Raw genomic sequence first — 22,535 nt, 5'->3', positions numbered from 1 at the left:
TGCTTCGATTGCAGTGAACTCTGGAAGCTGTTGAATCAGTTCCGACCATGCTTGGCGATATAGCCAAAATGCTAGGCGGGCCATCGTCTCCCCCACTACCAAATCCGCAAATAGACGTCGGTCGGTGGCGGCTGCCCCCGTTAGCACCTGAGTAGAACTGGCGAGTTCAGACATTCGCGCTTCTTGAGAAGCCAAGTTGCCGAACAAGGTCGAATGACGGAATTCATCGGCAGACACACGCAATAGGAATACTCGCTGACAAGCTGTCAACACATTCGAACGCGCACCTGAAAGTGCTTTCCAGCCACTGTCGAATTCCGTATCGGCTAATCTCTTGGCTAGCCGTCGCGTACGAATGTGCATAGTCGTCCCTCACTGTGAAAATGACGCTAGCTCAGCAATGTATGTTCAGCAAGAAATTGCAACTGAATGGTACGAAGGCAGAGCGAATAAATCGCTTCTAGGAAAAATCCAGATGTGTTCGCAAGGGATATACCCACACTCTATGTAAAACTGCGAGGCTCTAACCTGTCTCTGAGTTTTCACATACACGAAAGGCCGTAAACCGCATCACGAGCGCCTGGTTTCAGATGATGCTGTGGAAAGATTCGGATTACCGCTCACTCGATACAGGCATGCCCATCCCTGGGGAACCCCGCGGCCGGAGCGCGACTCGCCGCAATATTCCAACGAAAATTCGATTTTTTGGGGAATGAGCGATTCAAGAAAATATCTTGGCTAGCTAACAGTCAGCGCAGCGGATTATTTCGCTAATCCGCTGTGCAACCCCGTGCTCGGTGTGGGGTTTATGCGACGTCTATGTCTTAGTGGCGAACGCCGGAACCATGTTGCAGCGGCCTGTAATGGGCAATCGGGGCGCGCAGAACGCATAAGGCGTTGCTATTATTGATCACGGTTGGGACAAAACATCGTATTGAGCTCTGATCCCGAAGCAGCACCAACGAATCCGTCGAATCTCCCCTGCTTAGCAAGAACTTGAGCTGCACGAATGAACCCGCGCCAGGCCACGACCGACACTGACACGCCTCACCCCCAACTCTGCAATCTCCTGCAGTGTCAGTTCGGTTGCGCCGGCGACCAACAAATTCACTGGCTTCGGAGCGACTGCGGCCACTACTGCAACGATCTGCTGACGGGTGGTGATGCCCGGCGCGTACAAGCAATCTGCTCCCGCCGCCGAATAGGCTTGAAGTCGAGCGATAGTGTCATCCAGATCAGCAATACCCATAAAAAATTGTCGGCTCGGGCCACTAACAATATTTCGGTGCTCGACCGGTCAATAATCTCGCGTACGGCACGGACTCTCGCGACAGCGTCGTCGAGGTCTCGTATGGGTTTTGATGTGTCGCCAGTCGAGTCTTCGATCGACAATCCGGCGATGCCTGTTTCGATGGCCAGTGAAACACTTTCTTCGAGATCGTTGAGATGATCAGCGAATCCTGCCTGAAAGTCGGCACTGACCGGCACATCGGTAGCAGCAATCATCTCGCGAAGGTGGCGGATAACTGCATCGCGATTCATTTGGCCATCGGACACGCCATTTGCCCATGCCAGCCCCGAGCTTATGGTGGCCAGCGCTTTAAATCCTAAACTTTGCAAGTAGAGTGCGCTTCCTATGTCCCATGGATTCGGAATCACGAAAAATCCGCTCTTGTGCAAGGTACGGAACGCTCTTTGCATATTTATCGCATGGGTTATTTGGCAGCGTTTATCTCTATACGCGACAACCTGTCCATTTATCCTCGGCTCGGAAGACCCAGGCATATTGCCTGCGCCTCGCAAAACTGAACGAGTGATTTACCGATACCTTTCCCCCGCCCGGCTTCAGATACGGCCACATTTTCAAGAAACATATGCTGATCCTCCGGAAAAAATACGATGAAACCATGCAACTCATCTTGTTCCCCAGTGGCTAGATGCACATGACCGGCTGCGATCTGTGCTCTGAAATCAGCTAACATCGGCGCAGGCTTTCGCCCTATCACTGAAACATAATGGGCATACGCTTGCTCGGCACAAGAGCGAACAGCTAATTCATCGTCTGCAACTGCTTGGCGGATCATGTGTTGTGCGCTCATGGAAATTCCTGACGAAATATTGTGTGTTGTTTGCTTGGAAAAATCGTGTAGGCACCCAGTTGAGACTAAGACACGGACGGCTGCAGACGAACAGTGGTGCGAGACGCTCTAGAGTAGGCGATAATTTCAGGCATTACGTCGACGAACTCTACGCGGCAATCGAGGACGTAGTGGTTGGGCGCCCAATTTTACGCGGTGATCAAGCTCGCTCAGGACCTCGCGAGCTTGATAGGCATCAATCTCGATCAGTTGCTCAAACATCTGCAAGCCTTCAAGTTTTGTTCCTTCCGTCCGATAGAGCGTGATCACAAGCGTTCTGCACCAATACCGGCCGCGATAACAGCCCCTGGTACTGCGGTCATCTCTCGCGGAACGGCGTACCGCGAGGTCCCAAGTAGTTCCATCCAGCCAACGCGCAGTTTTTATCTTAGGCGCGTTCGCACACTAAAGCGAGACAGCTACTGGTGTGCAAATCGGCACGCCAGACATCCAGCGGCAATTGCCGACTGATCAGCCACGCCGCTGGCACAAGCGCCGCCAGGCCCAGCGCGCGTTTCAGCGCTGCCCGGCGTGCCGGATCAGGACGATCCAGCGTGGCCATGGCTAATGCCGATGGCAGATCGTTGAACCGTTGGCGCAATAGCTGAATCTTCTGCCAAGCGTTTTCATGGCGGCTATCGCTGCTGCGCCAGTATTGCAGGCGCGCGTGATCTTCATCCGTCGCTTCGCCAGACTCGAGCAACGCCAGCCATTGTGCGGCGGCGCGTGCCACCTCGCGCGCTTGTGTTTCGGGCGCAACGCGCATCATAGATCCAACATCAAACAATGCTCGTAAGCCTGCGCCATATAACGTTTTATTGTTCGTTCAGACACCTGCAAACGCGCGGCGATCTCGCGGTAACCGAGGCCCTCGAGCTGACTCCACAAAAATGCCCGGCGCACTGGCCTGGGCAAGCCATCAAGCAGTTCATCCAGCGCTTGCAGGGTTTCCAGCAACAACCAGCGCTGCTCCGGTGACGGCACGCTCTCCTCGGGCAATTGCGCCAAGGCTTCCAGATAGGCTTTTTCGAGGCTGCGGCGGGTGTAGAAATTGCTCAGCAAGCGTTTGCCCACGGTCAGCAGATACGCACGTGGTTCCTGAATATCTCTAAGTGGCTGAGCGCTGCCAAGCACGCGCAAGAAGGTGTCCTGACTCAGATCTGCCGCATCCCAGGCGTTACCCATGCGTCGACGCAGCCAGGTTTCCAGCCAGCCGCGATGATCGCGGTACAAGTCGTGCAGGTTCTGCTCCGAGGCCGGCGCTGCTTCAATCATCCAGGAGACCCTGCGCGAAGTTAGATTCAAATGAGACTGATTCTATTTAACTTCGCGTGGGACACAAAGGGATTTTCGTCGTTACGCCGTTCGCGAGCGCTTGAGGGTCTCGCTCGGCAGCTCTTTGAACAGTGCCTGGTAACTGCTGGAAAACCGCCCCAGATGCCAGAACGACCAGTGCATGGCCACCTCAGCGACTGTGGTGTCCGCCGGTCTGCGTTTAAGCAATTCGCGGTGAGCGCTGTTTAATCGGCGCAAGCGCAACCAGTGGCTTGGCGTCATCCCGGTATAGGCCTTGAACGCCTGTTGCAATTGACGCAGTGGCACGCCGGCGACGTGCGAAAGCTCCAGCAAATTCAACGTCTCTTCCGGCGAGTCGGCAGCCCACTCGCCTACTCGTTTCATGATCATTCGTTCTTCGTTGCGGCGCTGCAAACCGCCACGGTCAAGATCAATACGCGCGTTATCGAGGATGAACAAACAATCTTCAAGTAATTGCTGGGTTAGCGATTCTTTACTAGGTAAATCAACGGCTTGCGTCAACTTCGTGAGAATTGAGCTTAACCAGCGACTGAACAGCGCGTTTTGCCCGCCATTGAGCGGCGCCATAAACAAGCCTTCCAGTTTCGCCACATCCAGACCGTGCTGGCGGACAAAATCCGGACCGAACACCACGGCGATTTCCTGATAGTTCTCCGGGGTGATCCAGATGTTGCGGCTGTCTTCATTGAGCAGATACAGCGCGTTGTCGCTGCGATCAAAACAGAACGCCAGAGCACCCGATGGCGCGCTGAAATTCTGCTCGACCCGGGTGTTCATCTGCTCTTCGTAAACCTCGACCCCCTGCAAATCCAGATAGCGGATCTGCCCGGCGAAATGCCCCGGCGACATCTGCTGGTAATGCTGGACCCAACCCGGCGTGGCGCGGATTTGCTCGGAGACATCAGCGGTGTTGAAAGCCTGAACCTGTAGCGGATTACACGTTGTCATGGGAGACCTTGCGCACTCTTTTGGTGCGCTTTGGTGCTGCTTAAAGTGGATAGATGGAACTGCAAGGCTCGCCCAAGATAGTCGTCAACGCGCCACAGGGGAAGGGGCGGAAGATGAAACCCGCCCTCCCCGGCGTCTACAAAACCAATAACGAGGTCTTTATGAATGCCCCTTTCGATCAGCTGTTCACGTGGCTGAAAGATCACAAGATTACCGAAGTTGAATGTGTGGTCAGCGACCTGACCGGCATCGCCCGCGGCAAGATCGCACCGACCAACAAGTTCCTGCATGAGCGAGGCATGCGCCTGCCGGAAAGTGTGCTGCTGCAAACGGTAACCGGGGATTTTGTCGACGACGACATCTACTACGACCTGCTCGACCCGGCCGATATCGACATGGTCTGCAAGCCAGTGGCCGACGCGGTCTACGTGATTCCATGGGCGATCGAGCCAACCGCCATCGTCATCCACGACACCTTCGACAAGTTCGGCAACCCGATCGAGCTGTCGCCGCGCAACGTGCTGAAGAAGGTTTTGCAGCTCTACACCGACAAAGGCTGGAAGCCGATTGTCGCGCCAGAAATGGAGTTCTACCTGACCCAACGCTGCGAAGACCCGGACTTGCCGCTGAAGGCACCGCTGGGCCGTTCCGGTCGCGCCGAAAGTGGTCGGCAGTCGTTCTCCATTGATGCCGCCAACGAATTCGATCCGCTGTTTGAAGACGTTTACGACTGGTGCGAACTGCAAGGTCTGGACCTCGACACGCTGATCCACGAAGACGGCCCGGCGCAGATGGAAATCAACTTCCGTCATGGCGACGCGCTGGATCTGGCCGACCAGATCACCGTGTTCAAACGGACCATGCGTGAGGCTGCGCTAAAGCACAACGTCGCGGCGACGTTCATGGCCAAGCCGATTGGCGACGAGCCGGGCAGCGCCATGCACATCCACCAGAGTGTGGTGGACATCGCCACGGGCAATCCGATCTTCGCCAACGCCGATGGGCAGATGAGCGAGTTGTTCCTGCACTACATCGGTGGTTTGCAGAAGTACATCCCGAAAGTGCTGCCGATGTTCGCGCCGAACGTGAACTCATTCCGCCGCTTCCTGCCGGACACCTCAGCGCCGGTCAACGTCGAATGGGGCGAAGAAAACCGCACCGTTGGTTTGCGTGTGCCGACCTCCGGCCCCGAGTCGATGCGCGTGGAAAACCGCCTGCCGGGCGCCGATGCCAACCCGTACCTGGCGATTGCCGCGAGTCTGCTCTGCGGTTACATCGGCATGGTCGAGGGCATCGAGCCGAGCGCTGCGGTACAAGGCCGCGCCTACGAACGTCGCAACCTGCGCCTGCCGATCACCATCGAAGAGGCCCTGACGCAGATGGAAGAGTGCGAAACCGTTGCGCAATACCTGGGTGAAAAATTCGTGCGCGGCTATGTCGCGGTGAAACGCGCCGAGCATGAAAACTTCAAGCGCGTAATCAGCTCGTGGGAACGTGAATTCCTGATGATGAGCGTCTAAACCACTTCACAAATCCCATGTGGGAGCGAGCCTGCTCGCGAAGCCGTCGGCACAGTCACCATTGATGTTGCCTGACCCACCGCTATCGCCAGCAGGCTCGCTCCCACAAGGGGAATAGCGAACCACCTGAAAAATCCAATAAATTTAAGAGGTGTCGAAATGCGTTTGTTGAAATCCATGGTTCCCGCTGCACTGGCGATGTTGTGCAGCACTGCTGCTCTAGCCCAGCCACAAGTCAGCGTCTACAACTGGACCGACTACATCGGTGAGACCACCCTCGCCGACTTCCAGAGCAGCAGCGGGATCAAGGTGATCTACGACGTTTTCGACTCCAACGAAACCCTCGAAGGCAAGCTTCTGGCAGGCCGCACCGGCTATGACGTTGTGGTGCCGTCCAACCACTTTCTCGCCCGTCAGGTGAAGGCCGGCGCATTCCTCAAGCTCGATCGCTCGCAACTGCCGAACTGGAAAAACCTCGACCCGAAGCTGCTTGAACTGCTGGAGAAAAACGACCCGGGTAACGCGCACGCTGTGCCGTACCTGTGGGGCACCAACGGCATCGGCTACAACGTCGACAAGGTCAAGCAAGTGTTGGGCATCGATCACATCGATTCCTGGGCCGTGCTGTTCGAGCCGGAAAACCTGAAAAAACTCAGCCAATGCGGCGTGTCGATGATGGACTCCGCCGACGAAATATTCCCGGCCGTGCTCAACTACATGGGCATGGATCCGCGCAGCGAAAACCCGGAAGACTATAAGAAAGCCGAAGCGAAACTGCTGAGCATTCGCCCCTACATCACCTACTTCCACTCATCGAAGTACGTATCGGACCTGGCCAACGGTGATATCTGCGTCGCCTTTGGTTATTCCGGCGACGTGTTCCAGGCCGCCAACCGTGCCAAAGAAGCCAAGAACGGCGTGAATATCGCCTACGCCATCCCGAAAGAAGGCGCCAATTTGTGGTTCGACCTGTTGGCAATCCCGGCCGACGCCAGCAATCCCAAGGAAGCCCACACCTTCATCAACTACCTGCTCGATCCACAAGTGATCGCCAAGGTCAGCGCTTCGGTCGGTTACGCCAACCCTAACCCCGCCGCCAAGCAGTACATGGATCCGGATCTGGTGAACAATCCTGAGGTTTATCCGCCACAGGAAGTCCTCGCCAAGCTCTACATCTCCTCTACCCCGCCCCAGGCGATCATGCGTCTGATGACCCGTTCCTGGAGCAAAGTGAAGTCGAACAAATGAATCAGTACACCCAGGAACACGCTCGCTCCTATTACGCCGCATCGGCTCGGGCGAGCACCCCCTACCCCATGCTCAATGGTGATCTGACGGCTGACGTGTGCGTCATCGGCGGCGGGTTTACCGGGGTCAATACCGCCATTGAACTGGCTCAACGCGGGCTCTCGGTGATATTGATCGAAGCCCGACGAATTGGCTGGGGCGCCAGCGGGCGCAACGGCGGCCAGTTGATTCGCGGCATCGGCCATGAGGTCGAAGGTTTCGCGAAACATGTCGGCCAGGAAGGCGTGCGCTATTTGCAGCGCGCCGGGATCGATTCGGTGGAGCTGGTGCGCCAGCGCATCGGAGACAACGCCATCGACTGCGATCTGCGCTGGGGCTTCTGTGAGCTGGCCAACACGCCCGCGCAATTCGCCGCGTTCAAGGAAGAACAGGTCGGCCTCGGCGAACTCGGTTATGCCCACGAAACACGCTTGGTCGGCCCCGAGCAGATCCGCCAGCAAGTGGTCAACGCCGATGGCTATGCCGGCGGATTGATCGACATGGGCTCCGGCCACCTGCATCCACTGGATCTGGTGCAGGGCGAAGCGCGTCTGGCCGCGTCCCTTGGCGTGCGGATCTTCGAGCAAAGTCCCGTGCTGGAAATCATCCATGGCGCGACCGTGCAAGTCCGCTGCGCCACCGGCACCGTGCGCGCCGGCAGTCTGGTGCTCGGTTGCAACGCGCATCTGGATGAACTGGAAAAACAGCTCAGCGGCAAAGTGCTGCCGGCCGGCAGTTACATCATCGCCACTGAGCCCTTGTCCGAAGAGCGCGCCGCGCAACTGATCCCGCACAACCTCGCGTTGTGCGACCAGAAAGTCGGCCTCGACTACTACCGGCTCTCAGCAGACCGGCGTTTGCTGTTCGGCGGCGCCTGCCATTATTCCGGGCGAGATCCGGCAGATATCGCCGCCTACATGCGCCCAAAGATGCTCAAGGTCTTCCCGCAACTGGCGGACGTGCGCATCGACTACCAGTGGGGCGGCAAGATAGGCATCACCGCCAATCGCTTCCCGCAGGTCGGACGGCTCAAGCAGCACCCGAACGTGTTCTACGCCCAAGGCTATTCCGGCCATGGCCTGAACGTCACCCATTGGTGCGCCAAGCTTCTCGGCGAGGCGATCCATTCCGGCCACAGCCAAGGCATGGACGTATTCCGCGGCGTGCCGCACATGACCTTCCCCGGCGGCCCGGCACTGCGCTCGCCGCTGCTGGCACTGGGGATGTTCTGGTATCGGTTGCGCGAGATGCTCGGCTGAGGTGTTTGCTCCTCTGCATTTGCTCTATCCCCAAGCACTTCTATATTGATGAAGTGCTTTGGCGTTCCTGACGCTCAGTGCCTAATTATTCGAGGAGGACACGGATGAAGTCGTCAGCCACCGACGAGCCGCGAGCACCAGGCCAGGCCCCGATCAAGACCCGCCGTTTCAGCGTATCGCTGGTGTGGATCGTACCGATCGTTGCCGTGTTGGTAGGCATTTCGCTGGTGGTGCACAACGTGATGCAGGAAGGGCCGGCCATTGTCGTCAACTTCAAGACTGGCAGCGGTCTGGTGGCCAACAAGACCGAGGTCAAGTACCGCAATGTGGTGATCGGTCAGGTGACCGAAGTCGAGTTGAGCAATGACCAGAAGAGCGTCAACGCCACCATCAAACTGGCCAAGCAGGCCGAAAGTTTTACCCGCGAAGACTCGCAGTTCTGGGTTGTCCGACCGCGCATCGGCGCTGGCGGTGTGTCAGGCATCGATACCCTGCTCTCCGGCGACTACATCGGTGCCGATATCGGCCAGGCCAACAATCGCGCCAAACAATTCAAGGGCCTGGAAAACCCACCGCCGATCACCTACGGCGAACCGGGCAAGCGCTTCATGCTGCACACCCAGGATCTCGGCTCGCTGGACATCGGCTCACCGGTTTACTACCGCAAAATTCCGGTCGGCCAAGTCGTCACCTACGAGCTGGCCCCTGACGGTAAAGGCGTGAACATCGAAGTGTTCATTCATGCGCCCAACGACGCCTTCGTCACCGAAAACACCCGTTTCTGGAACGCCAGCGGCATTGACGTCAGCGTCGGAGCCAACGGATTCCAGGTCAAAACCGAATCGCTGTCATCGATGCTGGTTGGCGGCATCGCCTTCCGTGCGCCGGACTACAGCCCCAACGACGTGGCGGCGGCCGATGACAAGAAGTTCGAACTGTTCGAAGACCAGCTAACCGCCCTCGCCCCGCCCAACGGCAAGGCGCAGTACCTGAGCTTGCGCTTCGACCAGTCCCTGCGCGGGCTCAAGGTTGGCGCACCGGTTGAGTTCCTCGGCATGGAGATCGGCCGGGTGGTGGCGATCAATCTGGATTTCGACGCGAAGAAACGCAGCTTCCCGCTGAACGTCGGCATCGTCATTTACCCGCAGCGCCTCGGTATGGCCTACGGGAAAATGCTCACCGCGTTCAAACACGACCCCAACGACGAAGCCGCCGGCATCCGCCTGATGGGCACCTTTATCGACAATGGCCTGCGCGCTCAGGCCCGCAGTGGCAACCTGCTGACGGGGCAGTTGTACGTGGCGCTGGATTTCTTCCCGAAAGCCGAAAAAGTCGCGTTCGACCCAACGGCCCGCCCCGTTGTGATTCCGACCGTTCCCGGTAGCCTCGAACAGTTGCAGGAAAAACTCGAAGCCGTGGTCGACAAGCTCAACAAATTGCCTGTGGATCGCATTGCCAACAACCTCGACAGCAATCTGGTCGAACTGCGCAAAGGCTTGGCCCAGTTCAACGCCAAGACCTTGCCGGGCGTGCAGAGCACCCTCGCCGATGTCAGCAAGACCTTGCAGTCCGCCAGTTCGACCCTGGCCGAAGATTCGCCGCAGCGCGAGAAACTCACCGAGACCCTCGACGAACTCGGGCGCATGTCGCGCTCGCTGCGTGAGCTGTCGGATTATCTGGGCCGCCATCCGGAATCACTGATACGTGGCCGCCCCGACAACGCCGCGCCAATCGATCTGAAAGGACCGCCACGCAATTGAGCACAGGAGCTTACCCATGGCTGTACCGCTGAAGATCACCGTGTTCGCCGCGTTCATGCTGCTCGGCGCCTGCCGCAGCGACCCGATCAGCTTTCATACGCTGACACCGGTGCAACTGGCCAATACCCGTGCTGGCGGACAAATTCCGATTGAAGGCATCAGCGTGCCGCCGCAGGTCGATCGGGCGCAAATCGTCATTCGCCAGGGCAACAGCGGCCTCGCCATTCTGGACACCGATTGGTGGGGCGCGACGCTGGCCGATGAGTTACGCGGGGCGCTGAGCGATCAATTGAGCAATACCGGTGGGCAAGGCAATGTCTCGGTGCGAATCGAGGTGCAGCGCTTCGATTCAATCCCCGGCCAATACGGCTTGATCGACGCCAAATGGCGCCTGCGCCCTGTCGGCGCCACTGACAGTGGCCTGTTGACCTGCCGCTCGACCCTGCAGACCCCTTCGGGCCCGAGCATCGATGACCTGGTGAGCGCTCAGCAAAACAACGTCAAACGTCTGGCTGAACAGATCAGTCGGGCGGCAGCAGGCAACGCGCGCACCTGCCCTTCCCCGTCCTGATTCGGCTTACAGGTCGAAGCGATCCACCGCACGCCGCCGCTCGTTGTCGTCGCGCACGTCATAATTCGCCGTCGTCTGGATATTGCTGTGATGCGCGAGCTTCTGCGCGATCGACAGATCATGCTCCTCGATCACTCGAGTGATGAACGAGCGGCGGAAATCGTGAGGCATGATCTTCACGCCGACCTGCGTGCCACGCTGGCGGGCGATGTAGTAGATCGCGTGTTTGGTGATGCGCTCGCGGGTGATATGACTGCCACGGCGGATGCGATTGAACAGAAACGCATCATCGCTCTCGCCTTCCTTGAGCTGTGAACGGCGCAGCTCCAGCCACGCATCAAGCTTGGCGAACGCCCAGGCCGGTGCGTACTTGATCAGTTGCTTGTTGCCCTTGCCGGTCACGGTAAGGCTGCGCTCCGTGAAGTCGACCTGGTTCAGATCCAGATCCACCGACTCGGATTTGCGCATGCCGGTGCCATACAGCAACGCAATGACCGCAGCGTCGCGCAGGCCCTGCGGACGCGGGTCGGCGGCGCAGACTTCCATCAATTCATGAATCAGCGTGCGTTTTAGATTGCGCCCCTGCGACAACCGCGTGCCGGCGATGCCTTTTACCGAGCGCATCTTCAGCAGGTGATCCTGACTGATCAGGCTCATCCGCCAGGCTTCGTTCATCACGCCGCGCACGGCGTTGACGTACAGCGACGAGGTATTCGGCGCATAACCGTCGGCGCGCAACGCGGTGACCAGTGCCACCACGTCCTCCGGTTGCAGCGCGTGCCAGGGGATTTCCTCGATATTCACTTCTTCGAAACCGAGACGGTCGGCGGCGTCCTGCAAGACGTAGCGCATGGTCAATTGGCTGGAGGGCGCCAGTCGGGCCAGATAAAGCGTCAGCGGATTAGTGTTGGTCGGGGTGGATTGGGAACTCGACAAGTCAATCAAACGAAACGGCCTTGAATAGAAAACAGTTCAACAAAACAACTTAAAAGTGCAAACAAACTTATATAAAGAGCGACTCTTCTCTATGACTTTTTCACTAAAGATGCCGATAAGCGGAAGAAGTCTGAACGACGGCTGTATGACTTACAGATAGACGAATAGCCGACCGTTTTTTCATGTTCCTTTCACAAAAACGGGCATAACCTTAATTACAACAGGTTGCCCCGAAAGGCCTGCAACCCTGCCGTCCGTGGGCACAAAAGTCAATCAGGCATTCCCCGGCCGGTATTCCAAACCATTGAAATCACGTGTTTTTCAGACAACTGGCTGAAGGATGGCTGTCGCCTCGAGGTTCTTATGAGTCAAGCGTTTCTGCCCTTTTCCCGGCCGAGTATCGGCGACGAAGAAATAACCGCCGTCGAACAAGTATTACGTTCCGGCTGGATTACTACCGGCGCTAAATGCCAGGCACTCGAAGAACAGTTCGCCCACTATGTCGGCTGCCGCCACGCCGTCGCACTATCTTCTGCCACGGGCGCAATGCATATCGCATTGCTGGCATTGGGCATCGGCCCGGGTGACGAAGTCATAACGCCGTCGCAAACCTGGGTGTCGACCGCCAACATGATCTCACTGCTCGGCGCCAAACCGGTGTTTGTCGACGTCGACCGCGACACGCTGATGACGGACGTGGCGCATATCGAAGCGGCCATCACCCCACGCACCAAAGCGATTATCCCGGTGCATTACGCCGGGGCCGCGTTCGATCTCGATCCGCTGTATGCCCTCGCCGACAAGCACGGCATCGCAGTGATTGAAGACGCCGCCCATGCCGCTGGCACCCGCTACAAGGGCCGCCACGTGGGTTCGCAAGGCACGGCGATCTTCTCGTTCCATGCAATCAAGAACATGACCTGTGCCGAAGGCGCGATGTTCGTCACTGACGACGAAGCCCTGGCCAGCCGTGTGCGCATGCTCAAGTTCCATGGACTGGGCGTTGACGCCTACGACCGTTTGACCGGTGGCCGTAAACCGCAGGCGCAAGTCATGGAGCCGGGTTTCAAATACAACCTGGCCGACATCAACGCCGCGATAGCGCTGGTGCAACTGGAACGCCTCGACGCGATCAACGCCCGCCGCACCGAGCTGGCCACAGCCTATCTACAAAAGCTCGAAGGCCTGCCGGTACAGCCACTTGCCCTGCCCGACTACGCGCAACAACACGCCTGGCATCTGTTCATCCTGCGCATCGACAGCGAACGCTGCGGCATGGACCGCGACGCCTTCATGAAAGGGTTGCAAGACCAGGGCATCGGCACCGGCATCCATTTCATCGCCACCCATTTGCACACCTGGTATCGCCAGCGTGATCCCGACCTGTATCTGCCCAACACCGAATGGAACTCGGCACGGCTGTGCTCAATTCCGTTGTTCCCCGACATGACCGATCAAGACCTCGACCGCGTCGTCGGCGCCATCGCCACCCTTATGGATAAACGCCCGTGAAACCTTACCCGATCCGCTGCGTGTCGATCGTCATCCCGGTCTACAACGAACAGGAAAGTCTGCCGGAGCTGCTGCGCCGTACTGAAGCGGCCTGCCGGTTATTGCGTCACGACTATGAAATCGTTTTGGTGGACGACGGCAGTCGCGACGAGTCCGCCCATCTGCTGGAAGAAGCCGCCACCCGTGAAGACAGCCCGTTCGTGGCGGTGATCCTCAACCGCAACTACGGCCAGCACGCGGCGATCATGGCCGGTTTCGAGCAGTGCAAAGGCGATGTGGTCATCACTCTCGACGCCGACCTGCAGAACCCGCCGGAAGAAATCCCGCGACTGGTCGCCGAAGCTGAAAAGGGTTACGACGTCGTCGGCACCGTGCGCGGCAACCGTCAGGATTCGGCCCTGCGCCGCTACCCGTCGAAGCTGATCAACCTCGCCGTGCAACGCTCCACTGGCGTGGCCATGAGCGACTACGGCTGCATGCTCCGCGCTTACCGCCGCACGATCATCGACGCGATGCTCGCTTGCCGCGAACGCAGCACATTCATCCCGATCCTGGCCAACAGCTTCGCCCGCCACACCACCGAAATCGTCGTCGCCCACGCCGAGCGTGAACACGGTGATTCGAAGTACAGCCCGATGCGCCTGATCAACCTGATGTTTGACTTGATCACCTGCATGACCACCACGCCGCTGCGGTTACTGAGCATCGTCGGTTTCACCATGGCCGGGCTCGGTCTGCTGTTTGCCCTCGCGCTGATCCTGATGCGGCTGATCTTCGGTTCTGGATGGGCCGGTGACGGCATGTTCGTACTGTTCGCCGTGCTGTTCGTGTTCACCGGCGGCCAGTTCATCGGCATGGGCCTGCTCGGCGAATACCTGGGGCGCATGTACAGCGACGTGCGCGCCCGCCCGCGTTTCTTCATTGAAAAAGTCTTGCGCAGCCACGCCGTTGTCCCGGCGCCTGCGGTCACCGTTGATGGTCTCTCCTCTTCTTCTACTACCGGTCAGGTTCTCTCATGAGTGCAAAAACTGTTGTCTTCGCTTACCACGACATCGGCTGCGCCGGCATTCAAGCCCTGCTCGACAGCGGCTATGACATTGCAGCCGTGTTTACTAACGCGGATGACCCAAAAGAAAACGCTTTCTACGCCTCGGTTGCGCAACTGTGCGCCAAAAAAGGCATTCCCGTGCACGCCCCGGAAGACGTCAACCACCCGTTGTGGATCGAGCGCATCGCCAAACTCGACCCTGACTACCTGTTCTCTTTCTACTACCGCAATCTGCTGAGTGAGCCGTTGCTGGCCACGGCGAGCAAAGGTGCATTCAACCTGCACGGTTCGTTGCTGCCGCGCTACCGTGGCCGCGCCCCGGCGAACTGGGTGCTGGTCAACGGTGAAACCGAAACCGGCGTAACGCTGCACCGCATGGTTAAACGTGCCGATGCCGGCGCTATCGTCGCCCAGCAGCGCGTCGCCATCGAGCGCAGCGACACCGCGCTGAGCCTGCACGGCAAACTTCGCCTCGCCGCTATCGACCTGTTGCGTGATGCACTGCCCGCCATGCTGCAAGGCCGGATCAGCGAAACCCCGCAGGATGAATCCCAAGCCACAGTGTTCGGCCGTCGCACCGCGGCGGACGGCAAACTGCTCTGGGCGAAACCGGCCGAGCAACTGTTCAATCTGATTCGTGCCGTGACTCAACCGTACCCGGGTGCGTTCTGCGCCGTCGGCGAACACAAGCTGATCGTCTGGAGTGCCGAAGTCGTCAAAGGCAACGACGGTCAGGCACCGGGCCGGGTGATCAGCGTCGATCCGCTGCGCATTGCCTGCGGTGAAGATTCGCTGGTGATCCTCTCGGGTCAGCGTAACGACAACGGTCTGTTTCTCAGTGGCCCGCAATTGGCCAACGAGCTGGGGCTGGTCGACGGCTCGTTACTGCGCGGTGCCGAATCCGGCCGTGCGCCCCGCCGTACTCGCGTGCTGATCCTTGGCGTCAACGGCTTTATCGGCAATCACCTGTCCGAGCGTCTGCTGCGCGATGACCGCTACGAAGTCTATGGCCTGGACATCGGCTCCGACGCCATCGACCGTCTGCGCAGTCACCCGCACTTCCACTACGTCGAAGGCGATATCAGCATTCACTCCGAGTGGATCGAGTACCACATCAAGAAGTGCGATGTGGTCCTGCCGCTGGTGGCCATCGCCACGCCGATCGAATACACGCGTAATCCGCTGCGGGTGTTCGAACTCGACTTCGAAGAAAACCTGAAACTGGTGCGCTACTGCGTCAAGTACAACAAGCGCGTGATCTTCCCGTCGACCTCGGAAGTCTATGGCATGTGCCAGGACAAGAACTTCGACGAGGACACGTCCAACCTGATCGTTGGCCCGATCAACAAGCAGCGCTGGATCTATTCGGTGTCCAAGCAGTTGCTCGACCGGGTGATCTGGGCCTACGGCGCCAAGGGCCTGAATTTCACCCTGTTCCGCCCCTTCAACTGGATGGGCCCGCGTCTTGATCGTCTGGATTCGGCGCGCATCGGCAGCTCCCGCGCCATCACGCAACTGATCCTCAATCTGGTGGAAGGCACACCGATCCGTCTGTTCGACGGTGGCGAGCAGAAACGCTGCTTCACTGATATCGCCGACGGCGTCGAAGCACTGGCGCGGATCATCGATAACGACAACGACGTCTGCAACGGTCAGATCATCAACATCGGCAACCCGGACAACGAAGCAAGCATCCGGCAGTTGGGCGAAGAGCTGCTGCGCCAGTTCGAGGCGCACCCGCTGCGCGACAACTTCCCGCCATTCGCCGGTTTCCGCGACGTCGAAAGCAAGGCGTTCTACGGTGCCGGTTACCAGGACGTTGAGCACCGCAAACCCAGCATCGCCAACGCCAAGCGCCTGCTGGACTGGACGCCGACTGTGGAAATGCGCGAGACCATCGGCAATACGCTGGATTTCTTCCTGCGTGAAGCCATGCTCGAAATCGCGGACAAGAAGTAATGCAGGCCGGTCTACGCATCGACGTCGACACCTTTCGCGGCACCCGTGAAGGTGTGCCGCGCCTGCTGGAAATGCTCGATGAAGCGCAGGTCAAGGCAACGTTCTTCTTCAGTGTCGGCCCCGACAACATGGGCCGGCATCTGTGGCGCCTGATTCGCCCGCAGTTCCTCTGGAAGATGCTCCGCTCCAATGCGGCTGGCCTGTATGGCTGGGACATTCTGCTGGCCGGCACCGCATGGCCGGGCAAACCGATTGGTCGCGAACTCGGGCACTTGATGCGTCAGGCCCGTGACGCCGGTCATGAGGTGGGCCTGCATGCCTGGGATCACCATGGCTGGCAAGCCAATGCCGGGCGTTGGAGCGATACTCAGCTGATCGAGCAAATTCGTCAGGGCGTCGACACCTTGAGCGACATTCTCGGCGCCAAAGTCGAATGCTCGGCCGCCGCCGGTTGGCGCGCCGATGAGCGTGTGATCGAAGCCAAACAGGCCTTCGGCTTTCGCTACAACAGCGATTGCCGTGGGACACGCCTGTTTCGGCCTTTGCTGGCGGACGGCACGCCGGGCACCCCGCAGATTCCGGTGGACCTGCCGACCTTCGACGAAGTCGTAGGCCCCATCGTCGCGGTGCGGGACTTCAACCCATTCATTCTCGACCACTTCCTCCCGCGACAGCTCAACGTCTACACCATTCACGCCGAAGTGGAAGGGATTCTGATGGCTGAGGGTTTTCGTCAACTGCTGGCTGAGGCTCGCCTGCGCAACATCCAGTTCCAACCGTTGGGTGACTTGCTACCCGAGTTCTTCAACACCTTGCCCGTGGGTCGCGTACAACGCGGCGCCCTCAACGGCCGTGAAGGCTGGCTGGGAGTGCAAGGCGCATGATTAAACGCTGGACATTGCCGCTGCTATTGCTGGGCATCTGCTTGCTGGCTTATTTGCTGCCGCTGGGCACGCATGGCTTGTGGATTCCCGACGAGACCCGCTACGCGCAGATCAGCCAGGACATGCTGCTGAGCGGCAACTGGGTGTCACCGCATTTCATGAGCCTGCGCTACTTCGAGAAGCCGATTGCCGGTTACTGGATGATCGCCCTCGGCCAGGAGTTGTTCGGGCAGAACCTGTTCGGCGTACGTTTTGCGTCAGCGTTGAGCAGCGGTTTGAGTGTGTTGCTGTGCTTCCTGATCGCCCGGCGCTTGTGGAACGAGCCGCGCAAAAGCTTCGTCTGCGCCCTGCTCTACATGAGCTTCACGATTGTTGCCGGTCAGGCCGGTTACGCCAATCTCGACCCGCAATTCACCTTTTGGGTCAACCTCAGTCTGGTGGCGCTGTGGTTTGCCGTCGACAGCCGCACCAGCGGCAAGCGCATGGCCGCCTGGGCGGTGCTGGGTCTGGCCTGCGGCATGGGGTTCATGACCAAAGGGTTTCTTGCCTGGCTGCTGCCGGTGCTGATCGCGTTGCCGTGGATGCTCTGGCAAAAACGCTGGCGTGAACTGCTGCTGTACGGCCCGGTGGCGATTGCCATCGCGATCATCGTCAGCCTGCCGTGGGTGTTGGCCGTGCATGCCCAGGAACCGGATTACTGGCGGTTCTTCTTCTGGCACGAACACATCCGTCGGTTTGCCGGTGACGATGCCCAGCACGATGCGCCGTGGTGGTTTTATCTGCCGCTGCTGGTGGCGTTCAGTTTGCCGTGGGTCGGCCTGTTGCCGCCTGCGTTCAAGCAAGCATGGCAGACCCGTACTCAGCCGCCAGTGGTTTTCCTGCTGCTGTGGCTGCTGATGCCGCTGCTGTTTTTCAGCCTGAGCAACGGCAAGCTACCGACTTACATCCTGCCATGCCTGCTGCCGATGGCTCTGCTGCTGGGTAACGCGCTAGCCGACCGCTTGCGTCTGGAGCAAGGCCGGGCATTGAGTATCAATGGCCTGCTGAACGTGTTGCTTGGCTTGGTGATGCTGATTGCCGTGGTGTATCTGCAACTGAAAAAGCCGCTGTACGACCACGAACTGCACAGCCTGGTGCTGCTGTTCATCGGCCTGATCGGCTGGATCATCGCCAACCTGATGCAAGCCTTCCTGCCGTTGCAATGCTGGGCGGCGCCAGCGCTGGGCAGCCTTCTACTGGTCGGCGTACTCCCGGCAGCACTACCCAAATCGGTGGTCGCCAACAAGATGCCCGACCAGTTCATTCGCCATCACGTCACGGAACTGGCGCAGACCACGCACTTGCTGAGTAACGATCTGGGCGCGGCCTCGGCCCTGTCCTGGCGCCTGCAACGCCCACAGGTCGCGCTGTACAACACGATAGGCGAATTGAAATATGGCCTTGCCTATCCTGACGGCATTCAACAGCGGGTCGATCCCGATCAAGTGCAACAGTGGATGCGCGAAGCCCGCCGCAGCGGTTCGGTCGGCGTGGTGATGCGCGTCAAGGGGCAAGACGAACTGGACGAAATCGACAGACTGCCAAAGGACGGCATCCGATACGAACAGGGCAATCTGGTGATCATGATTCTCCCTCGGGAGGCGTCATGAGCCTGTTGCTGCTGTTGGCCGCGTGCGTGCTGACCTGCCTGGGCCAGATAGCGCAGAAATACGCCGTGGAGAGTTGGCGCGGCGTCGAGTCGTCCTGGCCCGAAAAATTGCGTACGCCGTGGCTATGGCTGGCGCTGCTCGCCCTCGGCTCGGGCCTGTTGGTCTGGCTGCTGGTGTTACAGCGTCTGGAGGTCGGCATTGCTTACCCGATGCTCAGCCTGAACTTTGTGCTGATCACCTTGATCGCCCGCTTCGTCTTCCGTGAACCCATCGACCGCCAGCACTGGCTGGGTGTGGCGCTGGTAATCGGCGGCGTGGCGTTGCTGGGGCAACAGTCATGAACCAGCGTCGTGGAATCACTTTCGCTCTCGGCAGCGTGCTGTTAGTCAGCGCCGCGCAACTGGGCATGCGCTGGAGCATGACGCGCCTGCCAACACCCGAACAATGGTTGACGCTGAACAGCTTCGACTGGCGCGCACTGGCCGTCGTCATCACCGCGATTTTCGCCTATGCCCTGTCGATGCTCTGCTGGCTCGGCGCCCTGCGCGATCTGCCGCTGGGCCGTGCCTATTCGCTGCTGAGCATCAGCTATGCGCTGGTGTACCTGTTGGCGGCCAGCCTGCCGCTGTTCAACGAATCCTTCAGTTTCACCAAATCACTGGGCGTGGCGCTGGTCATGCTCGGGGTCATCACCATTAACACGCGTCCGGCTCGTGCGCCCGAATTCAGGAGTGTTCCATGAAAATCACAGTCTTTGGTAGCGGTTATGTCGGTCTGGTGCAGGCTGCTGTGTTGGCCGAGGTCGGGCATGACGTGGTGTGCATGGACGTCGACCAGAAGAAGGTCGATCTGCTGCGCCAGGGCCATGTCAGCATCTTCGAACCGGGGCTGGCCAGTCTGGTGCGCGAGGGGCTGGATTCGAAACGCCTGCAATTCACCACTGATGAACAACTCGCCGTGCAGCATGGTCGAGTAGCGTTCATCGCGGTTGGCACGCCATCCCGTGAAGACGGCTCGGCCGATCTGCGTTATGTGCTCTCGGTCGGTGACGCCATCGCCCGCCACCGTGAGCAGCCGTTGATTCTGGTGGAGAAATCCACCGTGCCAGTGGGCACCGGAGACACCTTGCGCACGCACATCGAAAAGGCTTTGATCAAGGTCGGCCGGCTGCTGCAGTTCGATATCGTCTCCAACCCGGAGTTTCTCAAGGAAGGTTCGGCCGTCGCTGACTGCCGCCGTCCTGATCGCATCGTTATAGGCTGCGAGGGTGATGACGTACGTGACGTGATGCGCGACCTCTACTCGCCGTTCAACCGCAACCATGACCGCATCATGTTCATGGACCTGCGCAGTGCCGAGCTGACCAAATACGCCGCCAACTGCATGCTGGCGACCAAGATCAGCTTCATCAATCAGATCGCTGAACTGGCCGAACATCTGGGCGCTGACATTGAGTCGGTGCGTCAAGGCATCGGTGCCGACTCGCGCATCGGCTACCACTTCATCTACCCGGGCTGCGGTTATGGCGGTTCGTGCTTCCCCAAAGACATGCGCGCCTTGATCCACAGTGCCGAAGAAGCGCATTGCTCCAGCGACTTGCTGCAAGCGGTCGAAGCGATCAACCAACGGCAGAAACACAAGCTCTTCGAACGCATCAACGCGTTCTACAAGGGTGACCTGCGCGGCAAGACCTTTGCCTTGTGGGGCCTGGCGTTCAAGCCCAACACCGACGACATGCGCGATGCGCCGAGCCGGGTCCTGCTGGAGGAATTATGGGCCGCCGGTGCCAGCGTGCGCGCATTCGATCCCGAAGCCATGCAGGAAACCCAGAACCTCTACCCGGACGAGTCGAAACTGATGCTGATGGGTACCCCGGAATCGGTACTGCCCGGCGCCGACGCGCTGATCATTTGCACCGAATGGCAGCAATTCAAGGCGCCGGATTTCGACCTGATCAAGCAACGCCTCAACACCCCGGTGATCTTCGACGGTCGCAACCTGTATGACGCCGAGCGTTTGGCGCGCAACGGCTTCCAGTATTTCCCGATGGGTCGCGGCGAGTCGCGCAAATTGCCGATACCGTTGCAACAATGGCCTCACAGGTCAGACGTCGCTTGATCACGTTGTCGCCTGCCATCCGCCGGCAGTCCCTGATCGCAGGGCTGCTGGCGTTCTTGTTGTTCGTCGCCGGGGTCTACTGGCAGGCCCCGATCGGGTTCGATTCACGCTTTGTACTGTTCGCTCAGGAGATGCTGCGGCACGGGCCGACGGTGTTTCCGACCACGTATGGTCAACCCTATGCCGACTATTCGGCCGTATCGACACTGTTTGTCTGGCTGCTGTCGTTGCCATTCGGCGCGGTCAACGCTTTCACCGCGTGGGCACCGAGCGCCGTTGCCGGTGCGTTGATCGTGACGTTGATGTACCGGCTGCTGACGCCGTATTCGCGGCGCTGGGCGTTGATCAGCATTGCGCTGTTGATGCTCACCGGCACCTTCGTCACCGAAGTGCGCGCGGTGTCACAGGACTTGATGCTCGCCGCCGTGGCGTTTGCAGTGTTCTATCTGGGTTATGCCCATGATCACTTTGGCGGTGGACGGCGCTGGCCTTTGATCTTCGTCTTGTTGTTACTCGGCTTCGGCATTCGCGGGCCGATCGGGCTGGTGGTACCGACCGGCATGTTGTGCAGCTATTACCTGCTCAATCGGCAGTGGTCGCGGTTGCTTGTGTTTGGTGTGTTGGCTTCGGTGTTGCTGGTGGTGTGTGTGGGCCTGCTGTTGTGGTTAGCCAAACTCAGTGGTGGGCCAGTCTTTATGCAAGACGTGATCCGCATGCAGTTCATGGGACGCATGGACGGTAGCGAGGGCGTGAGCGGTTCGCTGTATTACTTCACCAGTTCACTGGGTAACTATGCGCTGGCGTATCCCATGGCATTGCTGGCACTCGCGGCCGCATGGTTGAGCAAGCCGCACCAGCGCGGCCCGGCCTTGCGCCTGGTGCAGTATTGCGCGGCGGCAGGACTGATCGTGATGGTAGGCCTGTCGATTCCGCAGGCGAAGAAGGCTCGGTACCTGCTGCCGATGCTGCCCATGGCGGCGATCATCGCGGCGTATCCGTTTCACGTGATTCACGGACAAGCGTTCAGGTGCTTGCGCGGTTTGCTGCTGGGTGTGTGGCTGCTGACCCCGGGATTATTGATAGCCGGTCTGTTGTTCGCCCAACGACGGTTTCCCGAGCAACTGACCGAAGTCGGCGTGGTGCTGATTGCGTTAGTGGTGCTGCAGTTGGCGGCGCTGTCGCGGATATTGATCCCGCGATGGCGCGCTGAAGTGCTGGCGCTGTGTTCGGTGTTGGCGTTGTGGACGGTATATGTCGCGGTATTTGAACCCGTTGAGCAGCGTCTGTATGACACTCGCACCTTCAGCCGTGCTGCGTTTGCCCAGGTGCAGCAAAACCCCGCCCCGCTGGTGCTGCACGGCATGGGCAAGGACGCGAAGGCGATCAAGTTCATGGTCAACCTCGAACAGGATCTGCAACCGCAGTTCAGCGAAACCGCGCAGCAGCTGGAAGCACTCAAGGGGCCGGCGTGGCTGATGATGGACCGCAGTGATTTCCTGGCCCTCAAAGGTACTCCGCTGGAAAACCTGCAACCGGTACTCAGCGGCCCTTTCGACAAAAACGACTACATCCTGCTGTATCTGAAACCCTTGTAGGCGCTGTCAGGTTGACCGTTGAGCGAGACCCGGT

Annotated in this window: 19 protein-coding genes and 2 pseudogenes; 14 read left to right on the top strand and 7 right to left on the bottom strand. The window is 59.1% G+C overall.

Features of this window, described 5'->3' with window-relative positions; genetic code table 11:
• Positions 1-985: 985 nt before the first annotated feature.
• The 6 genes and pseudogenes from ACA043_RS14585 to ACA043_RS14560 all read right to left on the bottom strand — a co-directional run bounded on the left by ACA043_RS14585 (position 986) and on the right by ACA043_RS14560 (position 4,403).
• Positions 986-1,249 (bottom strand): isocitrate lyase/phosphoenolpyruvate mutase family protein, encoded by a 264-nt coding sequence (locus ACA043_RS14585; protein WP_497659557.1) that lies wholly within the window; start codon positions 1,247-1,249, stop codon positions 986-988.
• Positions 1,135-1,680 carry an isocitrate lyase/phosphoenolpyruvate mutase family protein gene (locus tag ACA043_RS14580; RefSeq protein ID WP_497659556.1) on the bottom strand — a complete coding sequence of 182 codons (546 nt, stop codon included), beginning with the start codon at positions 1,678-1,680 and terminating at the stop codon, positions 1,135-1,137. The genes ACA043_RS14585 and ACA043_RS14580 overlap by 115 nt, the downstream gene beginning before the upstream one ends.
• A 77-nt stretch (positions 1,681-1,757) precedes the next feature.
• Positions 1,758-2,099, bottom strand: a complete 342-nt coding sequence (locus ACA043_RS14575; RefSeq protein WP_497659555.1) for a GNAT family N-acetyltransferase — start codon at positions 2,097-2,099, stop codon at positions 1,758-1,760.
• Positions 2,100-2,556: 457 nt separating this feature from the next.
• Positions 2,557-2,904, bottom strand: a pseudogene (locus tag ACA043_RS14570) (DUF4880 domain-containing protein); the annotation flags it as partial.
• Positions 2,904-3,413 (bottom strand): sigma-70 family RNA polymerase sigma factor, encoded by a 510-nt coding sequence (locus ACA043_RS14565; RefSeq protein WP_187680577.1) that lies wholly within the window; start codon positions 3,411-3,413, stop codon positions 2,904-2,906. The pseudogene ACA043_RS14570 and the gene ACA043_RS14565, both read right to left, overlap by 1 nt.
• 81 nt (positions 3,414-3,494) lie before the next feature.
• Entirely contained in the window at positions 3,495-4,403 is a 909-nt protein-coding gene (locus ACA043_RS14560; protein ID WP_497659554.1) for a helix-turn-helix domain-containing protein, read from the bottom strand.
• A 161-nt stretch (positions 4,404-4,564) separates the two neighbouring features.
• On the opposite strand from ACA043_RS14560, the gene ACA043_RS14555 reads away from it, so the two are divergent.
• The 5 genes and pseudogenes from ACA043_RS14555 (at position 4,565) to ACA043_RS14535 (ending at position 10,800) form a co-directional block, all read left to right on the top strand.
• Positions 4,565-5,923 carry a glutamine synthetase family protein gene (locus ACA043_RS14555; RefSeq protein ID WP_187680579.1) on the top strand — a complete coding sequence of 453 codons (1,359 nt, stop codon included), beginning with the start codon at positions 4,565-4,567 and terminating at the stop codon, positions 5,921-5,923.
• 159 nt (positions 5,924-6,082) lie between these two features.
• Complete coding sequence (locus tag ACA043_RS14550; protein WP_497659553.1) at positions 6,083-7,171, top strand: polyamine ABC transporter substrate-binding protein; 1,089 nt, start codon at positions 6,083-6,085, stop codon at positions 7,169-7,171.
• Positions 7,129-8,469: pseudogene (locus ACA043_RS14545) on the top strand (NAD(P)/FAD-dependent oxidoreductase); the annotation flags it as partial. The gene ACA043_RS14550 and the pseudogene ACA043_RS14545, both read left to right, overlap by 43 nt.
• A 104-nt stretch (positions 8,470-8,573) precedes the next feature.
• Positions 8,574-10,229, top strand: coding sequence for a PqiB family protein (locus tag ACA043_RS14540; protein WP_187680582.1), 1,656 nt, complete (start codon positions 8,574-8,576; stop codon positions 10,227-10,229).
• Positions 10,230-10,245: 16 nt separating this feature from the next.
• The gene (locus ACA043_RS14535; protein WP_497659552.1) at positions 10,246-10,800 is read left to right on the top strand and encodes a PqiC family protein; all 555 of its coding nucleotides are present in this window, start codon (positions 10,246-10,248) and stop codon (positions 10,798-10,800) included.
• A gap of 6 nt (positions 10,801-10,806) precedes the next feature.
• On the opposite strand, the gene ACA043_RS14530 is transcribed toward ACA043_RS14535, so the two are convergent.
• Positions 10,807-11,652 (bottom strand): site-specific integrase, encoded by an 846-nt coding sequence (locus tag ACA043_RS14530; protein ID WP_497659648.1) that lies wholly within the window; start codon positions 11,650-11,652, stop codon positions 10,807-10,809.
• 447 nt (positions 11,653-12,099) lie between these two features.
• Here ACA043_RS14530 and arnB point away from each other — a divergent pair, with 447 nt between their 5' ends.
• From arnB to ACA043_RS14485, 9 genes are read left to right on the top strand one after another with little or no spacing between them, the layout of a single operon-like run.
• On the top strand, positions 12,100-13,248 hold the full coding sequence (arnB, locus tag ACA043_RS14525; RefSeq protein WP_497659551.1) for a UDP-4-amino-4-deoxy-L-arabinose aminotransferase: 1,149 nt from the start codon (positions 12,100-12,102) through the stop codon (positions 13,246-13,248).
• Positions 13,245-14,267, top strand: a complete 1,023-nt coding sequence (gene arnC, locus ACA043_RS14520; RefSeq protein ID WP_497659550.1) for an undecaprenyl-phosphate 4-deoxy-4-formamido-L-arabinose transferase — start codon at positions 13,245-13,247, stop codon at positions 14,265-14,267. The genes arnB and arnC overlap by 4 nt, the downstream gene beginning before the upstream one ends.
• Positions 14,264-16,255, top strand: a complete 1,992-nt coding sequence (gene arnA, locus ACA043_RS14515; RefSeq protein WP_497659549.1) for a bifunctional UDP-4-amino-4-deoxy-L-arabinose formyltransferase/UDP-glucuronic acid oxidase ArnA — start codon at positions 14,264-14,266, stop codon at positions 16,253-16,255. Before arnC ends, arnA begins: the two co-directional genes overlap by 4 nt.
• On the top strand, positions 16,255-17,139 hold the full coding sequence (gene arnD, locus ACA043_RS14510; RefSeq protein WP_497659548.1) for a 4-deoxy-4-formamido-L-arabinose-phosphoundecaprenol deformylase: 885 nt from the start codon (positions 16,255-16,257) through the stop codon (positions 17,137-17,139). The genes arnA and arnD overlap by 1 nt, the downstream gene beginning before the upstream one ends.
• On the top strand, positions 17,136-18,788 hold the full coding sequence (arnT, locus tag ACA043_RS14505) for a lipid IV(A) 4-amino-4-deoxy-L-arabinosyltransferase (protein ID WP_497659547.1): 1,653 nt from the start codon (positions 17,136-17,138) through the stop codon (positions 18,786-18,788). The genes arnD and arnT overlap by 4 nt, the downstream gene beginning before the upstream one ends.
• Positions 18,785-19,129 (top strand): 4-amino-4-deoxy-L-arabinose-phosphoundecaprenol flippase subunit ArnE, encoded by a 345-nt coding sequence (gene arnE, locus ACA043_RS14500; protein WP_401264327.1) that lies wholly within the window; start codon positions 18,785-18,787, stop codon positions 19,127-19,129. The genes arnT and arnE overlap by 4 nt, the downstream gene beginning before the upstream one ends.
• Positions 19,126-19,530 (top strand): 4-amino-4-deoxy-L-arabinose-phosphoundecaprenol flippase subunit ArnF, encoded by a 405-nt coding sequence (gene arnF, locus ACA043_RS14495; protein WP_497659546.1) that lies wholly within the window; start codon positions 19,126-19,128, stop codon positions 19,528-19,530. The genes arnE and arnF overlap by 4 nt, the downstream gene beginning before the upstream one ends.
• Positions 19,527-20,906, top strand: a complete 1,380-nt coding sequence (locus ACA043_RS14490; RefSeq protein WP_497613912.1) for a UDP-glucose dehydrogenase family protein — start codon at positions 19,527-19,529, stop codon at positions 20,904-20,906. Before arnF ends, ACA043_RS14490 begins: the two co-directional genes overlap by 4 nt.
• Positions 20,879-22,501, top strand: a complete 1,623-nt coding sequence (locus tag ACA043_RS14485) for an ArnT family glycosyltransferase (protein WP_497659545.1) — start codon at positions 20,879-20,881, stop codon at positions 22,499-22,501. Before ACA043_RS14490 ends, ACA043_RS14485 begins: the two co-directional genes overlap by 28 nt.
• Positions 22,502-22,535: the final 34 nt, after the last annotated feature.

The sequence above is a fragment of the Pseudomonas sp. LBUM1648 genome, assembly GCF_059716145.1.
Note: the sequence above shows the minus strand (reverse complement) of the source record. Positions and strands in the feature narration are given on the sequence as shown.